This is a genomic window from Ornithinimicrobium murale (assembly GCF_003352835.1).
GTDB lineage: Bacteria > Actinomycetota > Actinomycetes > Actinomycetales > Dermatophilaceae > Ornithinicoccus > Ornithinicoccus muralis.
In genome coordinates this window covers 124,585-148,681 of the sequence record NZ_QLVD01000019.1, presented here as the reverse complement: position 1 = coordinate 148,681, position 24,097 = coordinate 124,585, and the positions used below count along the sequence as shown (strand labels likewise).

Sequence of the window (24,097 nt, the reverse complement as noted above, 5' to 3'; positions counted from 1 at the left end):
TGCTGGTGAGGGTCCGGTCGGTGCCACTCGCCGGCGGCTGATCGTCGTAGACATAGCCGTTCTCCAATGCCGCATCGGTGGTCTCATCGCCGTAGTCCCAGCCCTTCAGGTGTTCGATGGCTGCGTCGGCGCCGTCGCGGTCGATCAGGTCGAGCAACGCATCGGCCTCCTCGCCCTGAAGGAAGACCACGCTGAGCCACCGCCGCCCCAAGTGCGCGGCTTCGGGATCAGGGTTGGTGGGGCCGTGCTCGCTCAGTTCGGCCAGGGCGTCGGTGTTGGTGCGGGCGGCCTCGCCCACCCACGCGGGGAACAGGCCCTCGTTCTCCGGGTTGCTGCCGGGGTGGTCGAGGGCGTACTGGCGAGCCTCACCAGCGGCGCTCAGGAAGGTGGCCAGGTCGCGGAGGGCGCGGTCGGGCTCAACGGCGGTGCCGGCGCCCGTGAACAGGTCCCGGCCCTCCACCGCTTGGCCGGTGGTGGTGTCGGTGATCCGGTAGGCGTAGCGCTGATGCTCAGCCACCGGCGTATCGGGCCACACCGCTAACGTGAGCGTCCCCGCCTTCACGGTCGTGGTCGCGGTGGTGGGGTCGCCGTCGAGGCGTGCGGCCAGCCGTTCCCGCGCGGCGTCTCGATCCAGGACGGGTTCGGGGTGCCAGGCGATGCGCCCGGAGTGGGAGAAGGCGGTGTCGAGCCGGTCGTAGGCCTGATCGAGCAGGGTGCCGGCTTGGTGCAGCTCATCGGCGGCTGCCAGCGCGGACGCCGCACCCGCGGCGGGGTTGCCGTCGTCGTCGGACGCGCGATCCCGCGCGTTCAGGTGGGTGTTGGCGAGCTGGTCGAGGACTTGGCGCAGCGACCGCACTCCGGCCAGGAGGTCACCGAACACGGTGTAGGTGTCGGCAGGGTCGTCGAATACGCGGGAGGCGTGGGCGAGGCCGCGTAGCGCTTCGGAGGCTTCGGCCGCGTCGGCGAGCGGGTCGTGGAACGTCGGCATGGGAGCGCCTTTCTGACCTGGGATGTGTCAGCCAGGTGCACGACGATCTCCCCGGAGATGTCCGTGGCTCGGCGTAGCGTGACAACCAAGGACGCGATGGGGCGAGGAGAAGTCAGATGAGCGCGAGCCAGTACCGAGGACAGCTCGAACGCAAGCGCAAGCAGCGGGTCGAGGCGGAGAGGAAGGCCGGGGACTACCGATCGAAGGAGTCCGTGAAACGCGCCGAGGCCACCAAGGCTCGCCAGGCAGCGGCGAAGACCAAAAGCGAGTCCACGATGAAGAGCAAACTTCGTGGGGCCGAGCGAAAGGACAAGGAAGCTGAGACCGCGGGGAAGGAAGCGGGTCGCTGGCAGACGAAGGCCGCCGGTTATGCGAAGGAAGAGTCGTCGTTGCAGGCCAAGCTCGCGCGGGCGGAGCGGTCCGAAGCCGATGCCGCCGAGCGACGGCGTCAGCGAGAGCAACAGCAGGCCGACCGCCGTGCCGCGACCGAGAAGGCAGCTCTCGACTCGCGCATCAGCCAGACCGAATCCGCCGTGGATCACGCGCTGCGCCAGTTGCCCGCACCGAAGCCCGAGAAGCTCCGGGTGCTCATCCTGGGGGCGTCGTCCGCGGGGGACCTGCGCGTGGGGCGCGAGCAGAAGCGCATCCGATCAGCGGTCGAGTCGGCATTGCATCGCGACCAGATCGACCTCGACGTGCGGCCCGCTGCTACGACGGCCGACCTTCTCGACGGGATCACGAAGTTCCGACCGCACGTGGTGCACTTCTCCGGACACAGTGACGACGACCTCATCGTGTTCGAGGATGAGCAAGACGAACCCCACGAAGGTGTGATCGTCACCGCCACGGCTTTCGCGAACGCCATCCGAGCCACCGACGACCCGCCACTGCTGGTCTTGCTGAACTCCTGCAACTCCGCATCGCAGATCGATGCCCTCGTGGAGCAAGTGGTGCCGTTCGCCATCGGGATGGCCGATGAGATCGACGACGGCGACGCGATCAACTACGCAGCTCAGTTCTACGCCTCTATCGCCAACGGTCAGTCCATCAACTCGGCCCACCTGGCCGGCAGGGTCCGCCTCGAACTCGACGGCCTCGATGGCACCGACCTCCCGGCCCTGGCCTGGGCTCCCGACGTCGACCCGGCCGCAACCATCCTCGTCAAGCCAACCAGTTCAGAGTGACGGTCAGACGCGGCGGCACAGCGGTAGTGCGGCGGCGGTGAACGCCGCGGCCTGCTGACCGACCAACAACCGGGTCTCGCAGGAGGCTTGGATGGCGGCCTGCTCGATCGCCGCGACCCCGGCCTCGAGTTCTTCGACGGTGGGGGCGGATACGGAGATGAGGCCGGTGTATCTGAGGACGCCGTGTCCTGCGGTCAGGTCGGCTTCCTGCTGGAGCACGTCTTGGTACTCGGCGGTCTGGGAGGCGTCTTCGATCTGCCCGATCTTGGCCCGCTGCGCCTGATCGGAGATGTGCTCGACCTTCTTCTTGCGGATGTCCCTGGCGGCCTGATCGGAGCGCATCGGCGTGCAGATCAGCGAAAAGCTCCGTTGGATACCCGTGGAGAGCAGCACTGGCGACAGGAAGCCGGGATAGACCAGCGACCGTGGCCATTCGCTCACCCAGAGCACGGCGTGGTGGGCGGAGTCCGTGCGCAGGCGAGTCCATGACTCGTTGACCGCGACGGGTCCGGCGGTCGCGAGGGCCTGGCCGAGTTCGCCGTGGCGCTCCAACGTGGCGGCGATCGCCGGGTCATACGCAGACCGCAGGATCACCGCGATCTCACCCGGCGACAGCCATCCCAAAGGTGTCAGGTCGGCCGACCGCAGAGCAGCCACGAGCGTGCTCATCTCTTGGCGCAGGACGGCGGCGGCGCCGCGGATACCGCCACCGGCGGTTCTGATCTGCCGTGCCGCGTTCTTCATGTCCAACGACAGCGACAGGGTGGTGGCGTGCCGTTCGCCGGCGGGTCCGGCGCGATCGATCAACTCGGCGTAAGTGGTCGCGGCCCAGGTGTCGTCTTCGGTGCCGTGGGCTTCCCACCATTCGGCCAACCCTGTCCCCGAGTCCGGCAGCGTCCGCTCCAGCACCTGCAACGCGGCGATCCTGCCCGAGCGGCACACCGTCGCCAGGACTCGTCCCCAGGAGGTGACCCGGCGCTCCTGCTCACCCGGGTCCAACAGGACGAACGCCGGATGCGACACCTCGCAGACGACCGTCAACGTCTGCTGGTGAGGGTCGTGGATCATCCCCGCCCCAGTTTCGGGATCGGTGTACTCGCGCAGCCGCCCCATGTCACCAGGCAGCGCCAGCGTCCCGACCGGTCGCGGGGTGACGACCCGCCGCCGATACAGCAGCTGTCCGCCGGTCGAACGCCAGAGCCACCAGAACGCGACCGGCAGCCACTCCACCGCGGGCCGGCCCGCGATCGGTATCCACGTCAGGCAGGCGGCGACCACCCAGAGCGGTGCGGTGTACGCGAGCAGGATGCCGCCCCCGGCGTACAGCGCACCCACGACCGAGAGGATGCCGATGGCGAGGGTGATGAGCTGCGAGAGCGAGAGTCCGAGAAGGATGCCTCGGCGGGTCAGGCGGGAGAACTTCACCGGCACCAACTCCACCGACGTGGCGGGCTCGTTCTGCTTGATGGGCATGGCGGCTTACTCCTTCCCGGTCTGCTTCGGCGCAGGCGGCGGGGGCTGCCTCGGCGGGCGCGCCTCGGAACCGGACGGCCCGCCACTGGGCGCCTTGGGCTGCGGCGTCGACGGCGGGGGTGCCTGCGCGGCCGGCGGGGTGTTGCCGGTCTGTCCGGCGGCGTCTGCCGCGGTCTCGCCCTGCCCGCCGAGGGCCGTGCCGGCCTTGGGTCCGGCGGTCGCGGCGTCTTTGGCGACCTTCGCGGCCACCACGGCCGCGGCTGCGGGACCCGCCGCCGCAGCGCCAGCACCCGCTCCTGCGCCAGCTCCACCGCTGGCGCCTGCTCCGGCGGAACCACTGGTGGCGGCCTTCCCTCCACCGGCCCCAGCAGACCCGCTGCCGCCGGGTGCTGGGTTCTTGGGCTGCGGCGGCTTCTTCCCACCACCACCGCCGTTGCCGCCTCCGGACTTGCTGTCCTCACCGCCGTCGAGGACCTTTTTCGGCTCCGCACCGCCCTGCGGCTTCGAGGGGGTGGGGACAGGTCGATTGAGGGCGTTCTTGGCGTCCTGTTCGGACCCGATGGCGTGGTACATGTCGAAGCCGACGAAGTTCAGGAACTTGTAAGTCATGTACGGCGCGAAGGCGGCCATTGCCATGAGCACGATCCCGGCGATCGGGTCGGCGACCGAGGCCAGGTCCCCATCGATCGGCGCCGACACCTGCGTGATGGCAACGAGGAACATCACCACCAAGACCAACTTCGACACGATGAGGGCGATGACGAACATCGCCCACTTGCTGATCCACCCCTTCGTCGCATCCCACGACGCACCCGAGAACGCCAGCGGTGCCAGCACGATCGCCACCAGCAGCAGCGCCTTCCTCACGAGGAGCGAGAGCCACACGATGGCGGCTGCTGAGATGGCGAGCCCGGCGAGGAAGATCGTGATGATGGCCCCGACGCCGGGTGCGGCGATGTTGATCCCGACCAGCCCGGCGGCGAGCAGGGTGATCTTGTCGCCCATCGACTCGGTGGTCTCGCCCGCGGCTTGGATGATCCCGATGCAGAGCTGATCGACGATCTCCAACAACAGCGCGGTCAGGGTGATGACGATGAATGACCCGAGGACGCTCTTGGCGAGGCCGAGGGCAGCGCGGGAGAGGGCGGTCGGGTCGCGGCTGATGAGTCCGGTGATGAGTTGGAGGCAGAAGAACAGCAGCATCACGAACACGGCGATGCCGAACAGGATGTTGTAGACCGCCACGTACTCATCGCTGGTGACGTCGACCAGGGTGGTGGTGTCGAACACCGACCAGACGGCCTCGAACAGCCAGCCGGCGGCGGCGCCCATCGCTCCGGCGAGCCAGTCGAACGGTGCGGAGACCAGCGACGCGGCGGCTTCGCCGGCGGTGTCGCAGACGGCTGAGACGAGGGGGATATCGCACACACCCACCGCAGATCACTCCTTCAGGAAGCAGAGTCGAGTGGGTGGGGTCAGACCTGCTGGCCGACGTCCCAGAAGAAGTTGATCAACGTGACGCTGGCACCGCAGATCACGGCGGCGCCGCAGCTCACGAGGACGCCGATCTTCCCCCGGCCGGCCAGGTGCGGGTTGGAGGAGTTGGCGCCGAAGCCCCACACGATCGCGGAGATGATCAACGCGAGGACGGAGAGGATGAGGCCGATCGTCATCACGGCGCCGACGATGGTGCGCAGCTGGCTGATTCCGGGAAGTCCGGAGTCGTTGGGGTTGATGTCGATGTTGGCCGGCAGTACCACCGGCCACGTTGTGGCAGCCGCGGCGGTGGTTTCGGTGATCAGGCTCAGGACGGTCATGGCGGGTGCTCCTTCGGGGCGTCGGCGAGACAGTGGTTCTCGCCGATCAGGTGCACCGCCCGCCCCACGCCCTGTGAGCCAATGAGGGGTCCGCTCGTGGCGGGGTTCAGAGTTGCTGGCCGAGGTCGATCAGCCAGTTCAACCACGCGACTCCGCCGCCGGCCAGGACTGCGGCGCCCAGGGCGGACCAGGCTCCGATGCGGGCTTTGGTGGCGGCGGCGTGGTGGCCGTTCGCGGTCGACAGCGCCCACACGATGGCGCAGACGATCAGCATCAGCACCGCGATGATGAGCACGAAGGTCAGCAGGGCGCCGATGACCTCGCGCAGATCGCCGATCCCACCGAGGCCGTTGAAGTCGGGGAATATGTCCATGCTCGATCAGCTCCCGGCCCGCACGGTGACGTGGAGATGGTCGGCGTGAGATCCGGTGATGCTGTCGGGGTCGTGCATGCCGCCGCCGTCGTAGGAGCGCCACCCCTCAGAATCCCGAGCCAGGGACCAGATGAGCCCGTCCCAGATCAGATACTCCACCCCGAGGGTCTCGGCGTGCTCCTTCATCCAGTTCGTGACCTCCCACCCCAGTTCGCGCTGCTCAGGGGTCGGGTACTCGCCGATGACGTTGCCGAAGGTCCCGTCACACGCGCGCCCGAGGGGGTGCTCGGAGCTGGTGCCGGGCCGGGGTGAGTAGCAGGCCCAGGAGGTGTCGGGGAACGCGGCGATGGTCTGGGTGTAGAGGTGCAGCATCCGCGCGGTGATCTGCCCATCCGAGGTCGGATCGTCCACCAGGCGGTCCGGGTCACCATCGAGGGGGTCCGGCTCACCACCAGATGTTCCACCACCGGGATCGCAGTCGCCGCCGGGTGCGCCGGTCTCGGGCTCGGGCAGGTCGGCGGCGTTGTGGGCATTCAGCCAGGCGGCGGGGTCGGTGTGCTCACCGTCGGTGCCGCCAAGGCGGACCTCGAAATGCAGATGCGGCCCCGTGGAGTTGCCCGAGGAGCCGGTGTCACCGATGTGCTGCCCCGCGGTCACGGTGTCGCCGGCTTGGACGTGGATGCCGTGCTCCCACATGTGCGCATACGCCGTGGCCACCGTGGCGCCATCGATGGTGTGCTCGATGACGATGAGCCCGCCGTACCCTCCGGAGAACTCCGCCACCGTCACCGTCCCGCCCGCAGCGGCCAGGAGTGGTGTGCCGTCAGGGGCGGCGAAGTCGGTCCCGGTGTGGAAGGAGCCCTCGCCGGTGATGGGGTGGATACGTGGCCCGTACTCGCTGGTGAGCACCCAGGTGCCCTCGGGCATCGGGAACACCACCCGCGACGACCCCACCGCCACCGGCTGCACCACAGGGTCCCCAGTCGGTCCGCTCGTGTCGGCCGTCGTCGTTGTGGTGGTGAGGGTGGACAGGATGGTCTCGGCGACCGGCTCGTAGTTCCGATATCGGTCCGGATACGCGCTGACTTCGACGGCTTGGGCGGCCTCACCCTTGTCCATCTCCTCCCACCCGGGAATGTCCAACAGGCCCCGCGGTGAGGGGTGGTTGGGTCCGGTGGGGCCGCCGAAGAACGCCTGTGCCTGGTAGACGGGGTCCATCAACTCGGCAACCGTGCCCCAGCCCGATTGGGGACGCATCTGAAACAGGCCTAGGGAGTCGTGGTCGGAGCCGTCGCCGTCGTTCGGGTAGTCGCCGGATTCCGGGTAGGCGCTGGTGTTGGACAGCATCCGCAGCGTGCTCTCGGTCAGCGCCGCCATCAACGCGATCTGAAGGCCGTCGCGGGTGATCCCGTCGATGCTGCTGCCGCTCTCGATGATCGTCGCCGCGTGGGTGAGCTGGGTCCGGTTCAGCGTGAACGTCTCACCGTTCGCCGTCGTCACGGTGAGTTCGTCGGGGACGTCGCCGACCGTGACGTTCGAGCCGCCGGGGATGGTGCAGGAGCCCGTGGCGCTCAGGGCGGGGTTCATCACCACCCCGATCCCCACCAGCACCAGCGACGGCGCCAGGAAGACCAAGGCGAGGGCGACGATGAGCAGTTTCTTCAACACGACCAATGACCCCCAGACCTATCGGAGGGGGTTGTCGAGCTGGGACAGCCGCAGCAGATGACAGGTCTCGTAGGTCGGGCCGCAGACCACGAACACCGTGAACGCCACCTTGTGTTCGCTGGTGACGTGTTCGTCGTTCCACAGGCCGGCGCGGTGGCGGGTGCCTTCGATCGTGACCGCGACAGTGCCCTCGGCGAGCTGCCCGGGCTGCGCCTGCTCGACCGCGGTCGCCCACGCGTCGGGGATGTAGGCGTCGTCGATGGTGAGGTGCTGGATGGTGGCGTACTGCCGCAGCTCGATCCAGGCATCCCGGGACGGGAGGTAGGCGGCGATGTCGGAAGCCAGGCCCGCTTGCTCGGCGCCGGTGGGGTCGCCGACGTCGAGGATCACGCTGGTGTAGTCCAACGGCATGAACCCCGACGCGGTGTCCCACTCGAACAACGCGGTGGCGACGTTGCGGGCGAAGGCCTCCGGATCATCCGAGGCCCGCACGACCGGCAGCCGCGGTGTCGTGGTGGGGACCGGATCGGACGGCGCGGTCACCACCGGGCCAGGAGTCTCGCTGTCGTCATCACCGCGGCTCTGGTCGGGTGGGCCGACGAGGAGCCCGTAGACGCCGACACCGGCCAGCATCAACGCGCCCAGCACGGCGGTGAGGGCGGCGATGAGTCGGCGGCGAATGCGGGGCTCGGAGAGGTCGGGAGTCTTCATGCCCACCAGGTGCGCTCCCGCCACCAACCGACGCAGGACGAACGGGAAGGGCGAAGGTGGCCGTCAGAGGGCGCGCAAGTGGGCGCGAGCTGTTACCGGCTCGTCAGCGGTGTCGCGGTCGCGCAGGGTGCGGAGTTCGTCGGCGAATCGGCTGGTGCCCTCGACGGTGGTCAGGAACGACTCGATCTGCTCATCGCTCAGCTCGACCGCGAGGTGCTCGGCGTCATAGTGGGTCCACCACTGCTCCAGCTCGCCCCAGGTGAGCACGAATGCCCGCACCGGATACTGGGCGGGCTCGCCGTCGTCGGTGACCGGTCGGGGCCGAGGCGGGCGCTTACCAGTCTTCGTCTGCTTGGCGCGGGCGAGGGCGTCGGCGGCGAGTTGATGCAGGTCCACTTCTCGTCGCTCTCTGGCGGTCTCGGCCGCGTTGCGGATCGCTTCGTAGATCGGATGCACGGGTGCGCCGGCGTCGATGCGCTCCAGCTCGGCGGCCACCCGTGCCCGTAGCTCGGCGGGCTGGGCAGGGTCCTCGGCGATCCTCTGGAGCCATCCGACTTGCTCCAAGCGCTTATAGGAGGCGGTCCCGGTGACCATGCGAGCGGCCTGCTCGCGCGCTTCTCCCAGTGGTCCTGACGGTCCCGGCGATTCGCCGGGACCGTCGTTTCCTGGCTGTCGTTCCCGGCTGAACTGCGTCGCGGACTTCCTGCGCTCAGCGTCCTCAGCCATGAGGGTCTTCAGCTCCCGATACAGGGCTGCGGCCTCGGTCTGGGTCAGCGGCTTGTGCAGCACGTTGTCGTCCTGCTCGGCCAGGAGGTGGCCGAGGCGATCGGAGATCCCGCTCCGGACCCAGACGTTGACCTTGCGCCAGCCGAGCTGCTTGATCGCCGCCAACCGCCGCGCACCGCAGACCAGGGCCCCGTCGGGGGTGATGGTGATCGGTTGCAACAGCCCGTCGCGGTCGATCGAGGCGGCGAGTTCGTCGATGTTCCCGAACGCTGTCCGGTGCCGCCGCCCCACCCGGATGGAGTCGACGGTGCGCTCCAACTCGATGTATCCCGCCGGCGCGCTCACGACCCCTCACCACCATGGTCGTGGTGGCCGGGGGCTGCGAGGGAGATGGTCAGGATGAGGTCGTCATCGCGCAGCAGCACCGACAGGGTCTCGCCGATCAGCAGCCGCCGCAGCACACCCCGCCCGGTGCTCGTGGCGGCGTAGGCGGGGTGCGGGTTGCCCAATAAGGCGCGCAGCAGCGCAGTCCACGAGCGGCGCGGGATGTCCAGCAGCACGCGAGCGTGCTTGTCCCGCCGCAAGGTCTCGTAGGCGGCTTGGCGGGCCCCGGTCTTGGTCAGCGCCCCGCAGACATGCTCCACCCCAGCCCGGGCGGTGGCCGGCTCCCAGCCCAGCAGCGTGAACAGGGCAATTGCGTCCTCGGCCGCCGACCCGGCGGACATGCACGCCCGATCCGACCCACGCCCACCACCATCAGACCCCGCGCTGGCGGAGTCCGTCTCCGCGTCGCCGGTGTCGTGGTTGTGGGGGTCCGTGATGTGGAAGGCCGGGTGATAGTCCACCAGCGGGTTCTCCCGGTCAGAGAACCGCTCCGGGTCGTGGAACGCCGAGACGTGCGGGCGACGAGCCTGGTGCACCGAGCAGAGCAGGCCTTGGGCGCGTTCCTCGAAGATGCAGGTGATCCGCACCGCATGCGTGATCACCGCCCACGGATCACGTGCTTCGCGGGCGGCGCGGGTGATCATCACCTTGAACGCCGCCGACGCCGCCTCCCACGGGTCCAGGCCATGCTTGCGCGCCAGCGGCTCATACTTCTCAGCGGTGTGAGCCATCAGCTCCGCGGCCACCGGATCATGGCTCCACGCTCCGGGCCCAGCGGCGTGGAGCCGGGTCAGCAGTGCGCGCAGCCCGTCGCTGGCAGTGAAGTCCACACCGCCCTCGTCCTCAGCGGTGTGCGGGTGTGTGGGTGTTCTCGTGCTCATGGTCGGGCACCTCCTGACAGACAGGTGCACGCGCATCCCCACACCACCGGCTGCGACGGCGGCGTCATGGTGGGGGTGCGCATCTGTGGTCACCCCAGCCCGATCCCCGAACGGCTCACCCACGACTGGTGCCGGCCCCCACGGCCGAACTCCGACACATCCGGCAGCCGCCGCGCCCGCTCACTGACCGCCTTCCCGGCCCTGCCGATACCGCGACCGCTGACCCGGGCGACATGGCCGGTGGCCTGGCGGGTGCGGCGGGCGAGCTCGACCTCGAAGTCGATACCGCGCCCCGCGGCCGTTGCCGACTGCCGCGCGAGCAGGTCGGTGGGTCGCACCCACTCCACACCCCGAGCCCGCCGCGCACTGTCCGCCGCCGTCGTCCTGCCGACTCGGTTGCGGTGGGCGGTCTTCGCGGCCTGAACCGCCTCTGGCGTCGTCTCGGCTGCCGGGTCAGGGGTCTTGCGGCCGGTGTCCTGATCGGTCACCTGGCGCTCACGGTCGCGCGGATGCTCGCGGGCGTGCCGGTCGTGGGTGTGGTCGGTGGTGGTGCTCATGGTGTTCTCGCCTCCGTGACGGTGTCCTTGACGGTCGTGTCGTCGGGAAGGTGCGCGCTGGTGAACCAGCGGCCCACGGTGGAGGGATGGACCCCGAGGTGGCGGGCGATGCGCTTGTTCGACCACCCCTGGCCGCGCAGCTCGGTGGCGACCTCGCGACGACTCTCGCCCGCGTTACCCGCCCGAGGGTGCAGGCCGGGTTCGCTCCGTCGCGGCAGTTCCTGCGGTGTCTCATCCCGTTCTGGCGTCGGCTGGCGCCGCCTCGGCTTCGCGGGCGGAGGCACGATGACTTCGCCTGACGGATGCTCCGCGGGCGTGGTTTCCTCGCGCACCGCGCTGGTCGTGGCAGGTTCGATTGCCGGGAGGGGGCGGGTGAGGATGACGGTCAGGTGGGTGATCGCCAGCAGCACCAGCGGCGGCACCGCCGCCACACTCGCGGCCAGCACACCGGGCACATCGGCATCAGCCGCCACCACCGCGTGCAGGGCATTCGCCGTCACCGACACGATCGCCCCAGCCGCCAGCAGCGCCCAGGGATACCAGGCACCACGCTGGCCAGCCAGCGCCACGACAGACACCGTGGCCACGACGATGATCCCATCCACGATCAGCGGCCACGCCCACGCCTGCCCCTCATCCACACCCGAACGCCGGGCCAGATCGGCCAACGCCGTGAAGGAAAGCCAAAACGCACCAAGCGCGATCAGCACCGTCCCGGCCACGGCGGTGATCACGGCGAGTCGTCCACCACGACGCCGCACCACCAGACTGCTCAGCGGACTCATGACAGCACCCGCCCCGCTGCATGGTCTGGCACCCTGCGCGGTCCCGCCGCCGACCGGTCGACGGATGGTCGCGGCGCTGGGTGGGTGGTGCGGTAGGCCGAACGGATCGTCGCCGATACCTCCCGCATCGTGAGCCCCGCGTGCTCCGCGGCCGGGGCGAGGGCGGCGTAGGTATCTGCGGGTGGGGTGCCGTTCTCGGCCAGCCGGCACGCGGCCCAGAACAGGCCACGGTTCCGCTCACCCTCAGCTCGCCCGGCGACCCAGGCGGCCAGTCGTTCGACGCTGACCTCGCGCACCCGGCCTGCCGCTCGCGGTGCCGGTGCAGGCCGGGGGTCGAGGAAGTCCCGCAACCGATCTGAGTCCAGTGTCGACACGTGGCCGGTGCTGATCTGGCGCACCCGATAGGAGGCGCTGCCTCGATCACCGGCCACGACTGAGGGCGGGATGACGATGTAGCCGCCGTCGCCACGGAAGTCGACCCCAGCGCGGGCCGCCTGCCACGACCGCTGCCCACCACCGGGCGCGGCTGGGTAGTAGGCGTGCATCCCGCCCGAGGGCGTGGAGACCAGGAGCTGCCAGCCATCCACCAGCCCCGCCTCGTGCGCGCGACCGAAGGCATCGAAGCCGTTGACCGGGCCGTGGACATCGACATCGACCACCACGACCCCCGAAGCGGTCCCCGTGGACATTCCGATGTTCGCTGCCGGGTGCTGACGCCACCACGCCGCGACGGCTTCGGGGTGGGTGGTGGCGTCGTGGAAGCCGTGCTCGGTCAACGGGCGCTTGCCGCCCGGCACGCACGGGAACACCGGTACCGCGGTAGCGGCCAACTCGCGTGCCGCCGCTGAGAGCTGTCCCGCATCCGCGGCCCGCGCCAGCGCACCGGTCAGGGCGTCCGGGGCGACCATCACAGGCCCCGTCCCACAAGGGCCACCGATCCGGTGGCGGGACGCGCCGCCGGCTCAGGCACAGGCGCCGCCGGCCGCCTTGACGTGGTGCGTTCGTACGCCGGCCCACTGCGCTGTGGTTCGGTGCGCTGAGGCTGGTTGTGCTGGGGTGCCTCGCGGTCCAGGCCCGGTGGGGTGCCGTCACCAATCTGGGCGGTGTCGAGCTGCTCTAGGATCGCCAGGGCGGCCTTGCGGACCCGCTCACCAGTGGCCTTGACCACCTCGACCGGCTCCTTGCCATCCACCCGCGCCGCCCAGGTCGACACGTACGGGATCGTGTACCCGCTGGTGTCCATCCCGTGAGCGGCACCGACCATCAGCGCCACGCTCTCGGCCTCGACCTCACCGATGCCGCGATGCTGCCGGGCCTCCTCGGCATCGGGGCCATGCAGGAGGACGTGCCCGAGTTCGTGCGCGAGGGTCTTGACCTGCGCGGCCGGGTCCATGTTCTCCCGCACCGCGACCGTGTTCACGGTGTAGTCCGTCATGCCGTTGGCGCCGTGGATCAGCCCCTCGTGCGGCACCCGCACCACCGCGAACCCCGCCGCCTCGACCTGCACCGCCAGGCCCTCCCACAGCCCGGCCGGTGCTTCGCCTTCCAGCAGCTTCGGCGCGGGCGATTCAGGGATCGGATCACCGGCGGTCTGGCTCGCGTCCCACACGTAGGCCGGTCGGACGCCGACCATCTTGGTGCGCACGACCTCCCCGGCCCTCGGCTTCTCGCCCTTGCCCAGTCGCCGCCACGACTCCGCGTCGGCCGGGTTCGATGAAGCGAAGCGGCCTGTCACTGGCGCGAGAATCTGATACCCCGGCTGGCCCTTCTGCACCTGCCGCTCGAGGCCCTGCCACTGCCGATAGCCGGCCACATACGACGGGAACGGGTCGGGCACGAGGCCGGCCTCGAACGCTACCTGGTGCTGTTCCCAGATCAGCAGCGTGTTGGAGAACGATCGCGTCCTGAACCGTGCCGCGAATGCGAGCGCACGCGCCCAGTCCTCACCGGAGACGAGCCGTTCGACCGCGCCGGTCAGGCGCTCGTGCAGCTCATCGAGCTTGGCCTCCCGTGCGGCCTTGGCTTGCTCCCGTGTCGTCGCCATCGTCGTGTCCTCCCGATACCCTGAGCACCGGGCCGAACAGGGCCTCGGTGACCACCAGGTACGCCGGGACCACCAGCAAGACGAGACGGACAACGGAACGAGCGATGTGACCGTCAGGCGCGGCGGTGAACCCGACGAGTCCCTACCGGACTACCAGGTCGTTGACGGGTGGAGGCGATCTGCCCATGTGACGCAGGACGATCGCGGCCAGTCACAGGACGATCGAGTTCACTAGACGCCGTTCAGGACTCTGCTCCGGTACCGGCTCGGAGTGACGCCCACGCTGCGACGGAAGACGCTGGCAGCATGACTCCGGCTGTCCCAGCCGACCTGCTTCGAGGCTGCCTCGATTGTTGCATCGGAGTCGCGCAATAGCCGCGCCATGGCTTCGGCACGCAGCATGTTCAGGTAGGCCAAGGGGGTCTTGCCGTAGGCCTCGACGAACACCGCCGATAGCCGTGACCGTGATAGATGCACTTCACTGGCTAATGACTCTAGGGTCCATCGCCGGGCGATGTCGGCACGCAGTAGGGCTGCTGCCTGATGCGCCTCGGCACGCAGCGGCGCGAGATACCGATAGCGCGGCAGGCCGGGCCCGTTGGCCTTCCTTTGGGTCGGGGACCGCCGTGCCGGGGTGGTTTTCACATAGGGCGTGATGACGTCGAGAACCGCGAACAGCAGCGCCTGCATCCGGTAGAACTTCTCCGGCGACGGACCATCGAGGCTGAGCGACACCAGTTCGTCCAGCCACGGCATCAGCATCCCAGCACGGTCTTCACCCAAGTGGAGTATCTGAGCCGGTTCGGAGTACAGCTCGTCGGCGAAGTCCTGTGCGTCCCAGCGATCAGTGAGCAGCGCGGCGTGCTGCCAGAACACCTGGTCGATCACGTAATCCCGATCCAGGTAGAGGGTGGTGACGGTAATCGAGCCCTCGGGTTCACTGCCGCACACGGTGTTCGCGGCCAGGGCGACGATATCGCCTACCGCGACGGGCTTCTCGCCGAACTCGCTGAGCAGGATCGCCGAGCCATGGCGGACGAAGATCAGCCTCACGCAGTCATAGGCGACGGGTGCGATCGGCGCGTGGATGGTTTTGCTGCGGGCAATGATCGGTTGACAGTCGCGGCGGCCTGCCAGGAGCGCTGCGTGCTGGGGGTGCGTGCCCGACGACATGACAGGGCCGGGTCAGACGCACTTCATCGCGCAGACGGACAGCGCAAGGTCGATGACGAGCCAGCCGACGATCGGGCCCACCTGGACGTGGCCGCATCTTCTCGCAGAAGCGGCCACGTCCGGGTAGGCATCGCGCTGAGGCATGCTCTGGCTTGTCGGACTCTATGCGCGTCGGTTGTAGGCGATCAGTGACAGTGGGGCGAACACGACGACGAATGCCGCCATCCACATCAGGGTGAACATCAGTGGCTCACCGACGGGGCCGCCCATCATCAGCCCGCGCACGGCGTCGACCAGGTGCCCGATCGGGTTCCACGAGGCGAAGGTCTGCATCCATCCCGGCATCGTCTCGACCGGCACGAAGATGTTGCTGGCGAACGCGAGCGGAAGGATGATGACGGCGCCGAGGCCTTGCACTGCCATCGGGTCTTTGATCGCCAGGGCGAGGAGGATCAGCGCCCACGACACCGCGAGGGCGAACGCGAGGGCGAGAGCGCATCCGGCGAGCACCGACCACACGCTGGTCTCGAATCGCACGCCGAGTAGCAGCCCGAAGCCGATCAGCGCGGTGAGCGAGACGAGCTGGCGGACGATGTCGCTGCCGATGGCCCCGATGAGCGGAGAGATACGGGCGATGGGGAGGCTGCGGAAGCGGTCGAAGATGCCTTCGGAGAGGTCGGTGCTGAGGGAGACGCCGACGCCCATGGTGGCGAAGAGCGTCATCATGCCGAGGATGCCGGGAAACACGTACTGGAGGTACTCGCCGGTGTCGCCGGAGATGGCGCCGCCGAAGACGTAGCCGAAGAGCACGAGGAAGATCGCGGGGCCGATGATGACGTCTGCGAGTCCTGCCGGGTGACGGCGGAGCTTGATGATGCCGCGTCGGGAGAGAGTCGCGGATTGGACCAGCACCTGCCCGATGCTGACGTGCTTCCTCAGCGGTGTGTGGCTTGCGGGGAGCGCCTGGGTGGTCATGCTGCTGCCTCCTTCTCGTTCTTCTCGTCGGCGGGGGTCGCACGGTGTCCGGTGAGAGTCAGGAAGACGTCATCGAGACTCGGAAGGCGCAGCGAGAGTTCGCTGACTCCGATGTCGGCTTCATCGAGGCTCCGCACGATGGCGGGCATCACCTGCCCATCGGTCACGGCCGCGCTCAACTGTCCGGTGTGCGCATCGACGACCGGGGCGGCGTCGATGATGCTCTGGACTCGGTTCGTTGCTTCTTCGAGCTGGCTGGGGTCGCTCAGACGCAGGTCGAGCGTCTGGCTTCCCATGCGCCGTTTGAGGCTGTCGGGAGTGCCGGCTGCGATGACCTTGCCTGCGTCGATCACGACGATGTCGTTCGCGAGGTGATCGGCTTCTTCGAGGTACTGCGTCGTGAGGAGCACCGTGGAGCCTTGCGCGGCGAGTCTGCGGATCATCGCCCACGTCTCGCCCCTGCGGGCGGGGTCGAGGCCGGTGGTGGGCTCATCGAGGAACACGACCGCGGCTTCGCCCATGATGCTCGCCGCGAGGTCGAGACGGCGGCGCATCCCGCCGGAGTAGGTCTTCGCCGGCTTGGTCGCGGCGTCGGCGAGTCCGGCTTCTTCGATGAGTTCGGAGGCACGGGCTTGGGCCTGTTTGCGGGACATGCCCAGCAACCGGCCGATCATGGTGAGGTTCTGGTGGCCGCTGAGGTCCTTGTCCACCGAGGCGTACTGGCCGGTGAGCCCGATGAGCTGCCGCACCTGGTAGGCGTCTCGAACGACGTCGTATCCGCAGACGCGGGCAGTGCCTTCATCGGCCTTCGTCAGGGTCGCGAGGATGCGCACCGTGGTGGTCTTGCCCGACCCGTTCGGGCCGAGCAGCCCGAGCACGGACCCGGGCTCCACGGTGAGATCGATGCCGTCGAGCGCGGTGGTGTCACCGAATCTCTTGACGAGGCCGCTCACCTCGATTGCCGGGCCGTTGCTGTACTGAGCCATGCGCTTTCTCCGTTCTTCGTCCTGCGCGGCTTGAGCCCGCGCCTTCTTGCCTGCGGCGCTGTCCGCCTCAGAGCCGATGTGCTCCCGCACCGCGTCAAGGAACCCCTTGGCCTCGTCGGTCCAGAGGTAGATGCGGTCGATGACCTGCTCGCCGCCCTTCGGTGGCAGACCGGGAAGGGTGATGGTCGTCGGTCGATCCAGGACGACCTCGATGTTGGTCTGGTCGGTGATGTTCATCACCAGGGATCGGCCTTCCTGGTCATCGATCACGCTCGGGGTCTTGGGCTCGTAGTTGCGGTTCTTCAGCCCGACCGAGTACACGTCGTCCCAGGTGACGTGAGCATCCATGTCGAGGCCGTCTCGGACCCGGATGCCCTCGCTCCCGACCGTGTGGGGTCGCATGAAGTGGGCACACAGGAGCCCGGTCATCCAGACCAGTCCCCATATGCCGATGATGAGCAGCGGGATTCTCACCCAGAGCCACTGATGCACGATCAGGTCGATGATGAGGATTTCGACTGCCGAGAGCACGATGAAGATGACGAGAATCGCGAGGCTCTGAGCGTGGTAGTGGAAGCCCTTGGCGTCGCGGGCTTTCCACGGCTTACGGGCGATCGCGCGACCGATGGCGGCGTAGACGATCTTTTCCATCCCCGCACCGCGAGCCAGGAGCGCTCGGGCTCGACTCGGTTCGGTCTGCGGGGTGCGAGTGGCGGTGTTCATCAGCCGTCCTCAGCGTCCGCCTGCTCCGCACTCACCAAGGTGGCGAGGCGGGCGATGATCGCGTCGATGCCCTGTTCGAGCGCATCGAGATGCTCCGGCGCGACGGCGTCGCGCAGTTCGGCCTCCAGATGGGCGTGTTCCTCCTGCATCCGGGCCATCGCCGTCTCACCGTTCGGGGTGAGTGTCACCAGCACGGCACGGCGGTCGGACGGATGCGCAATGCGCTGCACGTATCCGTGCTGTTCCAGCGCGTCCACGAGGCCGGAGATGTTGCGAGGTGTCACCGACAGCGCCGCGGCGAGGGTCTGCTGGGTGGATGGCCCGCTCAGTGCCAGCGTCCACAGGACAGCGACACGTGACTCGGTGAGCGGAGTGCCGGCGAAGGCTCGGTCCATGTCCTGCTGGAACATGCTCGTGATGGCCATCAACTTGTCTACAATCGAAGTGCGCATATCGTTACCTTACTACATCATGTAGGTAGGTAACCAAAATGAGATGCTGGTTCGGCTGCCAAGACCCCATTGAGGACGGCAGACGTCATGCGAGAGTCCCTGCTCCCAAGTGCAGTGAGTTGCTCGTGCGGTTGTGAGACCGTGTGAGAGATCGGTGGCCCCCACGAACGCCCACGAGCCCTCCGTGAACACTGGCGCCGCATGGTGGAGTTCAGGAGGCACAGGCGTAGGACTCGTTCTGCCTCATCCACGAGTCACGACGCCCGTCCAGCGAGTCCAACCACCTGATGCGACAGCGCGATCGTTCCGCGCCGCCCCGCATTTGTCCTTCCAGGGGCTGCCACGCCTCTTGCAGGTCGAGGTCAGAGCGGCTGACAGCGTGCCCTCAAGGGTTGTCGACGACGCTTGAAAACGAGGGTATCCGCGACGACGAAGCGAGGGGCTGTCCGTGCGCGCTGGGCGTCTCTGGGAGAGGCGCCTAGAAGCAACGAGGTCGTCGCCGTTCGACGGTAGAATCGGGTCTAGGGTCCGGGTTTCCGTCGATCCTCAGCGACGACACGATCCAGGAGCCCGACGATGAGCTACCGCAACAAGACCTATGTCGCCTTCGCCAGCGAAGACATCCACAACTACCGACTCATGACGGCCTGGCGAGCGAACAAGAACATCGAATTCGACTTCACTAACGCACACGACATCTACGAGGCGCGTGACACGAGCACGCCTGAGACGATCAAGCGGCGACTGCGGGAGCGTCTGAACAACACGAAGCAGGTCGTGCTGCTTGGCAGTCCTGCCGCCCGACGCAAGGGGGGCGACGGCTCCTCGTTCCTCGCCTACGAGGTCGGAGCGATCATCTCCCTTGGCCTTCCTGTTGTCGTCGCCAATCTCGACGGAGCCCGTCGCGGCAAGAGCGGCACCAACATTCCTGCCCCCTTCGCTGACAAGGACTACTTCACGATGTCCGTGTCGTTCGGGCCGACGATCATCAAGTACGCACTGGACCACTACGTTCCTGACTTCAATAGCTCAGACAAGACCGGCCCACACAATTACAACGAGTCCGTGTATGAGAGCCTGGGGCTGAATAAGTAGTGCGCCACAAGCGGTCACTACGACGGTACGCGGGAAGATTTGCCCGGCGCTTCTTGGAAGCCCTGGGTGCGTTGGCTGTTGTGGCCGGAGCCCTCGCGCTCTTCGCACCCGATCTTCTGAACGGTCAATGGTGGCTTCTAGCCGTCGCGGGAGCACTTGCCGTGGGGTGGGCGCTGTTCTCCCTGCGACAAAAGGACCCCGAGCAAAGTTTTCCCTCGGAGAGCATCAGCATCCGCTTGGTCGAGGGCGACCTGTTCGAGCAGAAGGCATCAGCCCTCGTCGGGATGACGACTACGTTCGACACAGAGCCGGGCATCATTGAAAACGGCAGCGTTCAAGGCAACCTGCTTCACAGGATCTACGGTGGATCACAGACGCGACTTGATGCCGAAATCGCATCCGCGCTGACAGGTACCGGACCAGTGGGCACTATCACGAAGCCCGGCAAGAAAGACGTCTATCCAGTCGGGACCGTCGCTGTCCTCAACGGAGAGGGCACGACTCGCTACTACTGCGTCGCGTACACCTGCATGGACGAACACAACCGCGCCCAGGGCACGATCCGAGGCATCCTGGACAGCCTCGACAGCGTGTGGGATGCGGTTGATCGCAACGGCAACGGAGAGCCGATCTGCGTGCCGCTGCTCGGCCAGGGGCAGTCCCGTATCCCTGAGCTGACGGCCGAGGTCGCCGTCAGGCTCATCGCATTCTCCTTCCTCCTTCGCGCCCGGCGCGGACGGTTCTCGAAGGAGTTGCGCATCGTCGTGCATCCGAACGAGATCGGCAAGATCGACCGTGCCGAGTTCCAAGCGTTCCTGCGATCCTTGGTCGCCGGATGAACGACAGCGAGAGCAGCCTCGACATCCCCGAGCAAGAGCCCTGCGCATTCTGCGACTACCTCAGTGGGGTGCGTCCATTCACGGTCCTCTATCGTGACGATCTGATCGCTGTGCTCGTCACAAGAGAACAACGCGGCATCGGGCACCTGCTCGTGTTGCCGGTGCGGCATTACCCGACCCTGTTGGAATCCGAGTCCGACGAGCGTCATGCGATGATGGACACCCTCGCGTGGGCCGCCGCAGCGATCGACGCTGCGTTCGAGCGGCCAGGAATCGCGGTTTGGCAGAACAACGGCACAGCAGCGCACCAGGCCGTTCCACACCTCCACTTTCACATCGCCGGCACTCTGAGCGGAGGAGGCACCGACTTCGGCGACGTTCCTGAACTCACCGTGGAGCAGACCGATCAGATTGCCGCACAGATTCTGGCGGCAATCCGCATCGCCCCCGATCTCGGATCAACACCCCGCTAGTCTCGTTCCAGGAGTAGCGCGGCCGTCCACCCCACGTCACCCCAAGGTGATGACGCCTGCGCGTCGTCGTCGCTCGCTCACCTGCCTACCGAAAGGCGGTGGCGCGGTGACGGTCTCGATGCGCGTGATGAGCGCAGGCGACGGATACAAGTACCTCCTGCGCACGGTCGCTGCCAGCGACGGTGACAGGTCGCTCTCGACCCCGCTGACTAGGTACTACGTGGAGGCGGGGACACCGCCGGGCCAGTGGCTCGGCTCCGCTATTACCGCTCTCGGGAGGGGTCAGCTCGCGGTGGGTGATCGGGTGTCGGAGGCCCAGCTCCAACTCGTGATGGGGATGGGGCGTGACCCGATCACCGGCGACCCCCTCGGGCTCGCTTTCCCTGCCTACAAGTCCGTGCCGGAGCGGATCGAGGCCCGCATCGCCGACCTTGACCGGGGCTTGAGTCCGGGCGCGAAGGGCGAGGCGGTCGCGCAGATCGAGGCCGAGGAGACCGAACGCGGTAGACGGCGGGCAGTTGCGGGGTTCGACTTCACCTTCTCGATCCCGAAGTCCGCATCGGCGTTGTGGGCGGTCGCCGACGCAGGCACGCAGGCGCTCATCGGGGAGGCGCATCATCGCGCGGTTGCGGAGGTGGTTGCATTCATGGAGCGCGAGGTTGCAGCCACCCGCACAGGCGCAACCGCCGGCGACGGCGCCGTTGCACAGGTCGACGTGACCGGGCTGGTCGCGACGGCGTTCGACCACTTCGACTCCCGCGCCGGCGACCCCCACCTGCACACCCACGTCGTCATCAGCAATAAGGTCCAGACCGCGTTCGACGGCAAGTGGCGGAGCCTGGACGGGCGGCCGATGCACGCCGCCGTGGTCGCCCTGTCGGAGCTGCACGAGGCGGTATTCGCCGACCACATGACCCGCACCTTCGGCGTCGAATGGGAGGCCCGCGACATGGGCCGGGACCGGAACCCGGCGTGGGCAATCAGCACCGTGCCGGAGGAGCTGGTGGCCGAGTTCTCCACTCGTGCCCGGCACATCGACGCCGAGACCGATCGGCTCATCGCCGACTACGTCAGCAAGCACGGACGGCGACCGTCTCCGGCGATGATCGTGAAGCTGCGCGCGCAAGCCACTCTGTCCACGCGTCCGGAGAAGGAGGTCCGGTCGCTGGCCGACCTGACTGCCGACTGGCGCACACGTGCTTCTGGCGTACTCGGCGAGGATGCGACCACCTGGGCACGCACTGTCACCGACAACGACAAGCCGTTGCTGCTACGAGCCGACGACGTCCCCTTGGATGCGATCGCCGAACTCGGGCAGACCGTGGTCGAGGTGGTGGGTGAGAAGCGCTCGACGTGGCGGCGGTGGAACCTGATGGCAGAGGCGTCACGGCAGACGATGGGCTGGCGCTTCGCCACCATGCAAGACCGCGAGGCCATCGTGGGGATGATCGCCGACGCCGCCGAACAAGCATCGCTGCGGCTGACGCCGCCCGACCTCGCCACCTCATCCGCGGCGTTTCGCCGTGTGGATGGCACGAGCGTGTTCCGCCCGAAGCACTCGACGGTGTTCTCCTCCGAGCTGCTGCTCGCCGCTGAGGACCGGCTGCTCGGCCGCTCCCGCACCCTGACCGCTCCCACCGTTTCGGTGGCGACGGTGGAGCGGATCACCGCCCGTCCCGATGCTGAGGGGCGGATGCTCGGTGGGGATCAGGCCGACGCGTTGATGAAGATCGTCGTCTCCGGTCGGACGCTTGATGTGCTCGTCGGTCCGGCTGGCGCGGGGAAGACCACCGCCATGAACGCACTGCGGCGTGCGTGGGAGAAGGCACACGGCGAGGGCTCCGTGGTCGGGCTGGCACCGTCCGCAGTGGCCGCCCAGGTGCTCGCCGACGACCTCGGGATCAGATGCGAGAACACGGCGAAGTGGTGGCAGAACCACCTCATCCACGGCGAGGACTTCCAAGCCGGTCAGCTCGTCATCATCGACGAAGCCTCCCTCGCCGGCACCCTCTCGTTGGACCGCATCACCCACCTGGCCGAACGAGCCGGAGCGAAGGTGCTACTGGTCGGCGACTTTGGCCAGCTCCAATCCGTCGACGCGGGCGGCGCCTTCGGGCTCCTCGTCGGCGACCGGGACGATGCGCCCGAACTGGTCGACGTCCACCGGTTCACCAACGCCTGGGAGAAGACCGCCTCCCTCGCGCTGCGGCACGGCCGCACCGAGGTGATCGACACCTACTTGAACCACGACCGCATCCGCGAAGGCGACGCCGAAGCGATGGCCGACGTCGCATACGCCGCGTGGCGCTCGGACCGGGAGCGAGGGTTGGTGTCGGTGCTGGTCGCCGAGACCCGCGACCACGTGAGCGCCCTCAACCAGCGCGCTCGTGCCGATCTGATCCTCGACGGCACATTGAAGCCCGGTCGGGAGGTCGAGCTGAACGACGGCACCACTGCTGGGGTCGGGGACACGATCATCACCCGCCGCAACGACCGTCGCCTACAGTCCGGGAAGACCTGGGTGCGCAACGGCGATGCCTGGACCATCACCGGCGTCCGCGACGACGGCTCGGTCACCATCCGCAAGACCGGCCGCCGGTTCGGCGGCTCCATCGTCCTCCCGGCCTCGTATGCGTCTGACCACGTCGATCTGGGTTACGCGATCACCGCCCACAGGGCGCAGGGCGTCACCGCCGATACCGCGCACGTCTTGGTGGAGCCGACCACGACGAGGGAGAACTTCTATGTCGCGATGACCCGTGGCAAGCACTCCAACCGCGCCTACGTGATCCTCGACCGGGCCGACGAGCACGCCGAGGCGCATCCGGGCGAGAATCCCGACGCGACCGGCCGGTCGGTGCTGTTCGGGGTGCTCCAGCACGTGGGTGCGGAGTTGTCCGCGCACGAGACCATCACTGACGAACAGGAGCAGTGGGGTTCGATCGCCCAGCTCGCCGCCGAGTACGAGACCATCGCCGCCGCAGCCCAACACGACCGATGGGCAACTCTCATCCGCTCCAGCGGCCTCACCGACGAGCAGGCCGACGCCGCGATCAAGTCCGACGCGTTCGGGGCGTTGACCGCCGAACTCCGCCGGGCTGAGGCGAACCACCACGACCTCGATCGCCTGTTGCCGCGGCTGGTCGCCGCGCGCGGGTTCGAGGACGCCGATGACATCGCCTCCGTCCTTCACCACCGCGTCGCCGGTACCACTGCACGCCCCGCCGGTTCTGGCCGTACCCGCAAGACGCCACGGCTGATCGCCGGACTGATCCCGTCCGCCGACGGTCCGATGACCGAGGACATGCACCACGCTCTCGATGAACGTCGACAGCTCATCGAGCACCGGACCACCACCGCCCTGGATAGCGCCCTCACCGACCAAGAGCCCTGGACTGCCTCGCTCGGCCCGATACCCGAGGGCGAGAAGGAAGCGAAGGCGTGGCGGCGCGATGCCAGGGTGGTGGCGGCCTACCGCGACCGCTATCGGATCACCAGCAGCCGCCCTCTCGGTCCCGAACCAGAGAGCGCGGCGCAGAGGATCGACCATGCCCGCGCCGATGCCGCTCTCCTCCGCGCACAGGCCATCACCAAGCCTCAGCAGGACGGACCGGGACGGCGTCCAATCGCAAATCAGCCGATCGGCCCGCGGCTGTGAGCCCTTCAAGATGTCAGAACTCGGGCGTATCGTAGAAGCGAGGCAGGTTTCTCCTCACCACTCGGCCGCACGCGGTCGGCCCGACTTCGGGCCCATCTCAACGCACTGCCTCCTCAGGTGAAACGTGCGATT

General features: G+C 67.9%; 22 protein-coding genes and 1 pseudogene. 5 read left to right on the top strand and 18 right to left on the bottom strand.

Annotated features, from left to right (window positions below):
- Positions 1-619: 619 nt before the first annotated feature.
- Positions 620-988: pseudogene (locus tag DPQ65_RS07240) on the bottom strand (hypothetical protein); the annotation flags it as partial.
- A 116-nt stretch (positions 989-1,104) separates the two neighbouring features.
- On the opposite strand from DPQ65_RS07240, the gene DPQ65_RS07235 reads away from it, so the two are divergent.
- Positions 1,105-2,172, top strand: coding sequence for a CHAT domain-containing protein (locus DPQ65_RS07235; RefSeq protein ID WP_114906674.1), 1,068 nt, complete (start codon positions 1,105-1,107; stop codon positions 2,170-2,172).
- A gap of 3 nt (positions 2,173-2,175) precedes the next feature.
- Here the strand turns inward: DPQ65_RS07235 and DPQ65_RS07230 are convergent, their stop codons facing one another.
- From DPQ65_RS07230 to DPQ65_RS07155, 17 genes are all read right to left on the bottom strand, one after another.
- Positions 2,176-3,645 carry an SCO6880 family protein gene (locus tag DPQ65_RS07230; RefSeq protein WP_114906673.1) on the bottom strand — a complete coding sequence of 490 codons (1,470 nt, stop codon included), beginning with the start codon at positions 3,643-3,645 and terminating at the stop codon, positions 2,176-2,178.
- A gap of 6 nt (positions 3,646-3,651) precedes the next feature.
- Positions 3,652-5,079 (bottom strand): TrbL/VirB6 family protein, encoded by a 1,428-nt coding sequence (locus tag DPQ65_RS07225; RefSeq protein WP_114906672.1) that lies wholly within the window; start codon positions 5,077-5,079, stop codon positions 3,652-3,654.
- A gap of 41 nt (positions 5,080-5,120) precedes the next feature.
- Positions 5,121-5,462 (bottom strand): DUF6112 family protein, encoded by a 342-nt coding sequence (locus tag DPQ65_RS07220; RefSeq protein WP_114906671.1) that lies wholly within the window; start codon positions 5,460-5,462, stop codon positions 5,121-5,123.
- Between the two features lie 106 nt (positions 5,463-5,568).
- Positions 5,569-5,835, bottom strand: coding sequence for a DUF6112 family protein (locus DPQ65_RS07215; RefSeq protein WP_114906670.1), 267 nt, complete (start codon positions 5,833-5,835; stop codon positions 5,569-5,571).
- 6 nt (positions 5,836-5,841) lie between these two features.
- A complete protein-coding gene (locus DPQ65_RS07210) occupies positions 5,842-7,503 on the bottom strand; it encodes a M23 family metallopeptidase (protein WP_114906669.1) in 1,662 nt (553 codons plus the stop codon).
- A gap of 18 nt (positions 7,504-7,521) precedes the next feature.
- A complete protein-coding gene (locus tag DPQ65_RS07205; RefSeq protein WP_114906668.1) occupies positions 7,522-8,214 on the bottom strand; it encodes a hypothetical protein in 693 nt (230 codons plus the stop codon).
- 63 nt (positions 8,215-8,277) lie between these two features.
- Entirely contained in the window at positions 8,278-9,285 is a 1,008-nt protein-coding gene (locus DPQ65_RS07200; RefSeq protein ID WP_114906667.1) for a ParB N-terminal domain-containing protein, read from the bottom strand.
- Positions 9,282-10,205 (bottom strand): hypothetical protein, encoded by a 924-nt coding sequence (locus DPQ65_RS07195; protein WP_114906666.1) that lies wholly within the window; start codon positions 10,203-10,205, stop codon positions 9,282-9,284. The genes DPQ65_RS07200 and DPQ65_RS07195 overlap by 4 nt, the downstream gene beginning before the upstream one ends.
- Positions 10,206-10,294: 89 nt before the next feature.
- Entirely contained in the window at positions 10,295-10,762 is a 468-nt protein-coding gene (locus DPQ65_RS07190; protein WP_114906665.1) for a hypothetical protein, read from the bottom strand.
- The gene (locus DPQ65_RS07185; protein WP_202863042.1) at positions 10,759-11,547 is read right to left on the bottom strand and encodes a DUF2637 domain-containing protein; all 789 of its coding nucleotides are present in this window, start codon (positions 11,545-11,547) and stop codon (positions 10,759-10,761) included. Before DPQ65_RS07185 ends, DPQ65_RS07190 begins: the two co-directional genes overlap by 4 nt.
- On the bottom strand, positions 11,544-12,455 hold the full coding sequence (locus tag DPQ65_RS07180) for a bifunctional DNA primase/polymerase (protein ID WP_202863041.1): 912 nt from the start codon (positions 12,453-12,455) through the stop codon (positions 11,544-11,546). The genes DPQ65_RS07185 and DPQ65_RS07180 overlap by 4 nt, the downstream gene beginning before the upstream one ends.
- Positions 12,455-13,591, bottom strand: coding sequence for an ArdC-like ssDNA-binding domain-containing protein (locus DPQ65_RS15845; RefSeq protein ID WP_202863040.1), 1,137 nt, complete (start codon positions 13,589-13,591; stop codon positions 12,455-12,457). The genes DPQ65_RS07180 and DPQ65_RS15845 overlap by 1 nt, the downstream gene beginning before the upstream one ends.
- Positions 13,592-13,822: 231 nt before the next feature.
- Positions 13,823-14,644 carry a helix-turn-helix transcriptional regulator gene (locus tag DPQ65_RS07170; RefSeq protein ID WP_238146737.1) on the bottom strand — a complete coding sequence of 274 codons (822 nt, stop codon included), beginning with the start codon at positions 14,642-14,644 and terminating at the stop codon, positions 13,823-13,825.
- A 132-nt stretch (positions 14,645-14,776) separates the two neighbouring features.
- On the bottom strand, positions 14,777-14,908 hold the full coding sequence (locus DPQ65_RS16290) for a hypothetical protein (protein ID WP_269457387.1): 132 nt from the start codon (positions 14,906-14,908) through the stop codon (positions 14,777-14,779).
- 18 nt (positions 14,909-14,926) lie between these two features.
- Entirely contained in the window at positions 14,927-15,739 is an 813-nt protein-coding gene (locus DPQ65_RS07165; RefSeq protein ID WP_092105123.1) for an ABC transporter permease, read from the bottom strand.
- Positions 15,736-17,448 (bottom strand): ATP-binding cassette domain-containing protein, encoded by a 1,713-nt coding sequence (locus DPQ65_RS16385; RefSeq protein ID WP_331712243.1) that lies wholly within the window; start codon positions 17,446-17,448, stop codon positions 15,736-15,738. The genes DPQ65_RS07165 and DPQ65_RS16385 overlap by 4 nt, the downstream gene beginning before the upstream one ends.
- Complete coding sequence (locus tag DPQ65_RS07155) at positions 17,448-17,900, bottom strand: MarR family winged helix-turn-helix transcriptional regulator (protein WP_092105121.1); 453 nt, start codon at positions 17,898-17,900, stop codon at positions 17,448-17,450. The genes DPQ65_RS16385 and DPQ65_RS07155 overlap by 1 nt, the downstream gene beginning before the upstream one ends.
- 576 nt (positions 17,901-18,476) lie before the next feature.
- On the opposite strand from DPQ65_RS07155, the gene DPQ65_RS07150 reads away from it, so the two are divergent.
- The 4 genes from DPQ65_RS07150 to mobF all read left to right on the top strand — a co-directional run bounded on the left by DPQ65_RS07150 (position 18,477) and on the right by mobF (position 23,965).
- The gene (locus DPQ65_RS07150) at positions 18,477-18,995 is read left to right on the top strand and encodes a TIR domain-containing protein (RefSeq protein WP_070162311.1); all 519 of its coding nucleotides are present in this window, start codon (positions 18,477-18,479) and stop codon (positions 18,993-18,995) included.
- A 53-nt stretch (positions 18,996-19,048) separates the two neighbouring features.
- Positions 19,049-19,834, top strand: coding sequence for a macro domain-containing protein (locus DPQ65_RS07145; protein ID WP_238146736.1), 786 nt, complete (start codon positions 19,049-19,051; stop codon positions 19,832-19,834).
- Positions 19,831-20,307 (top strand): HIT family protein, encoded by a 477-nt coding sequence (locus DPQ65_RS07140; RefSeq protein ID WP_114906661.1) that lies wholly within the window; start codon positions 19,831-19,833, stop codon positions 20,305-20,307. The genes DPQ65_RS07145 and DPQ65_RS07140 overlap by 4 nt, the downstream gene beginning before the upstream one ends.
- A 118-nt stretch (positions 20,308-20,425) precedes the next feature.
- Entirely contained in the window at positions 20,426-23,965 is a 3,540-nt protein-coding gene (mobF, locus tag DPQ65_RS07135; RefSeq protein ID WP_114906995.1) for a MobF family relaxase, read from the top strand.
- Positions 23,966-24,097 lie beyond the last annotated feature (132 nt).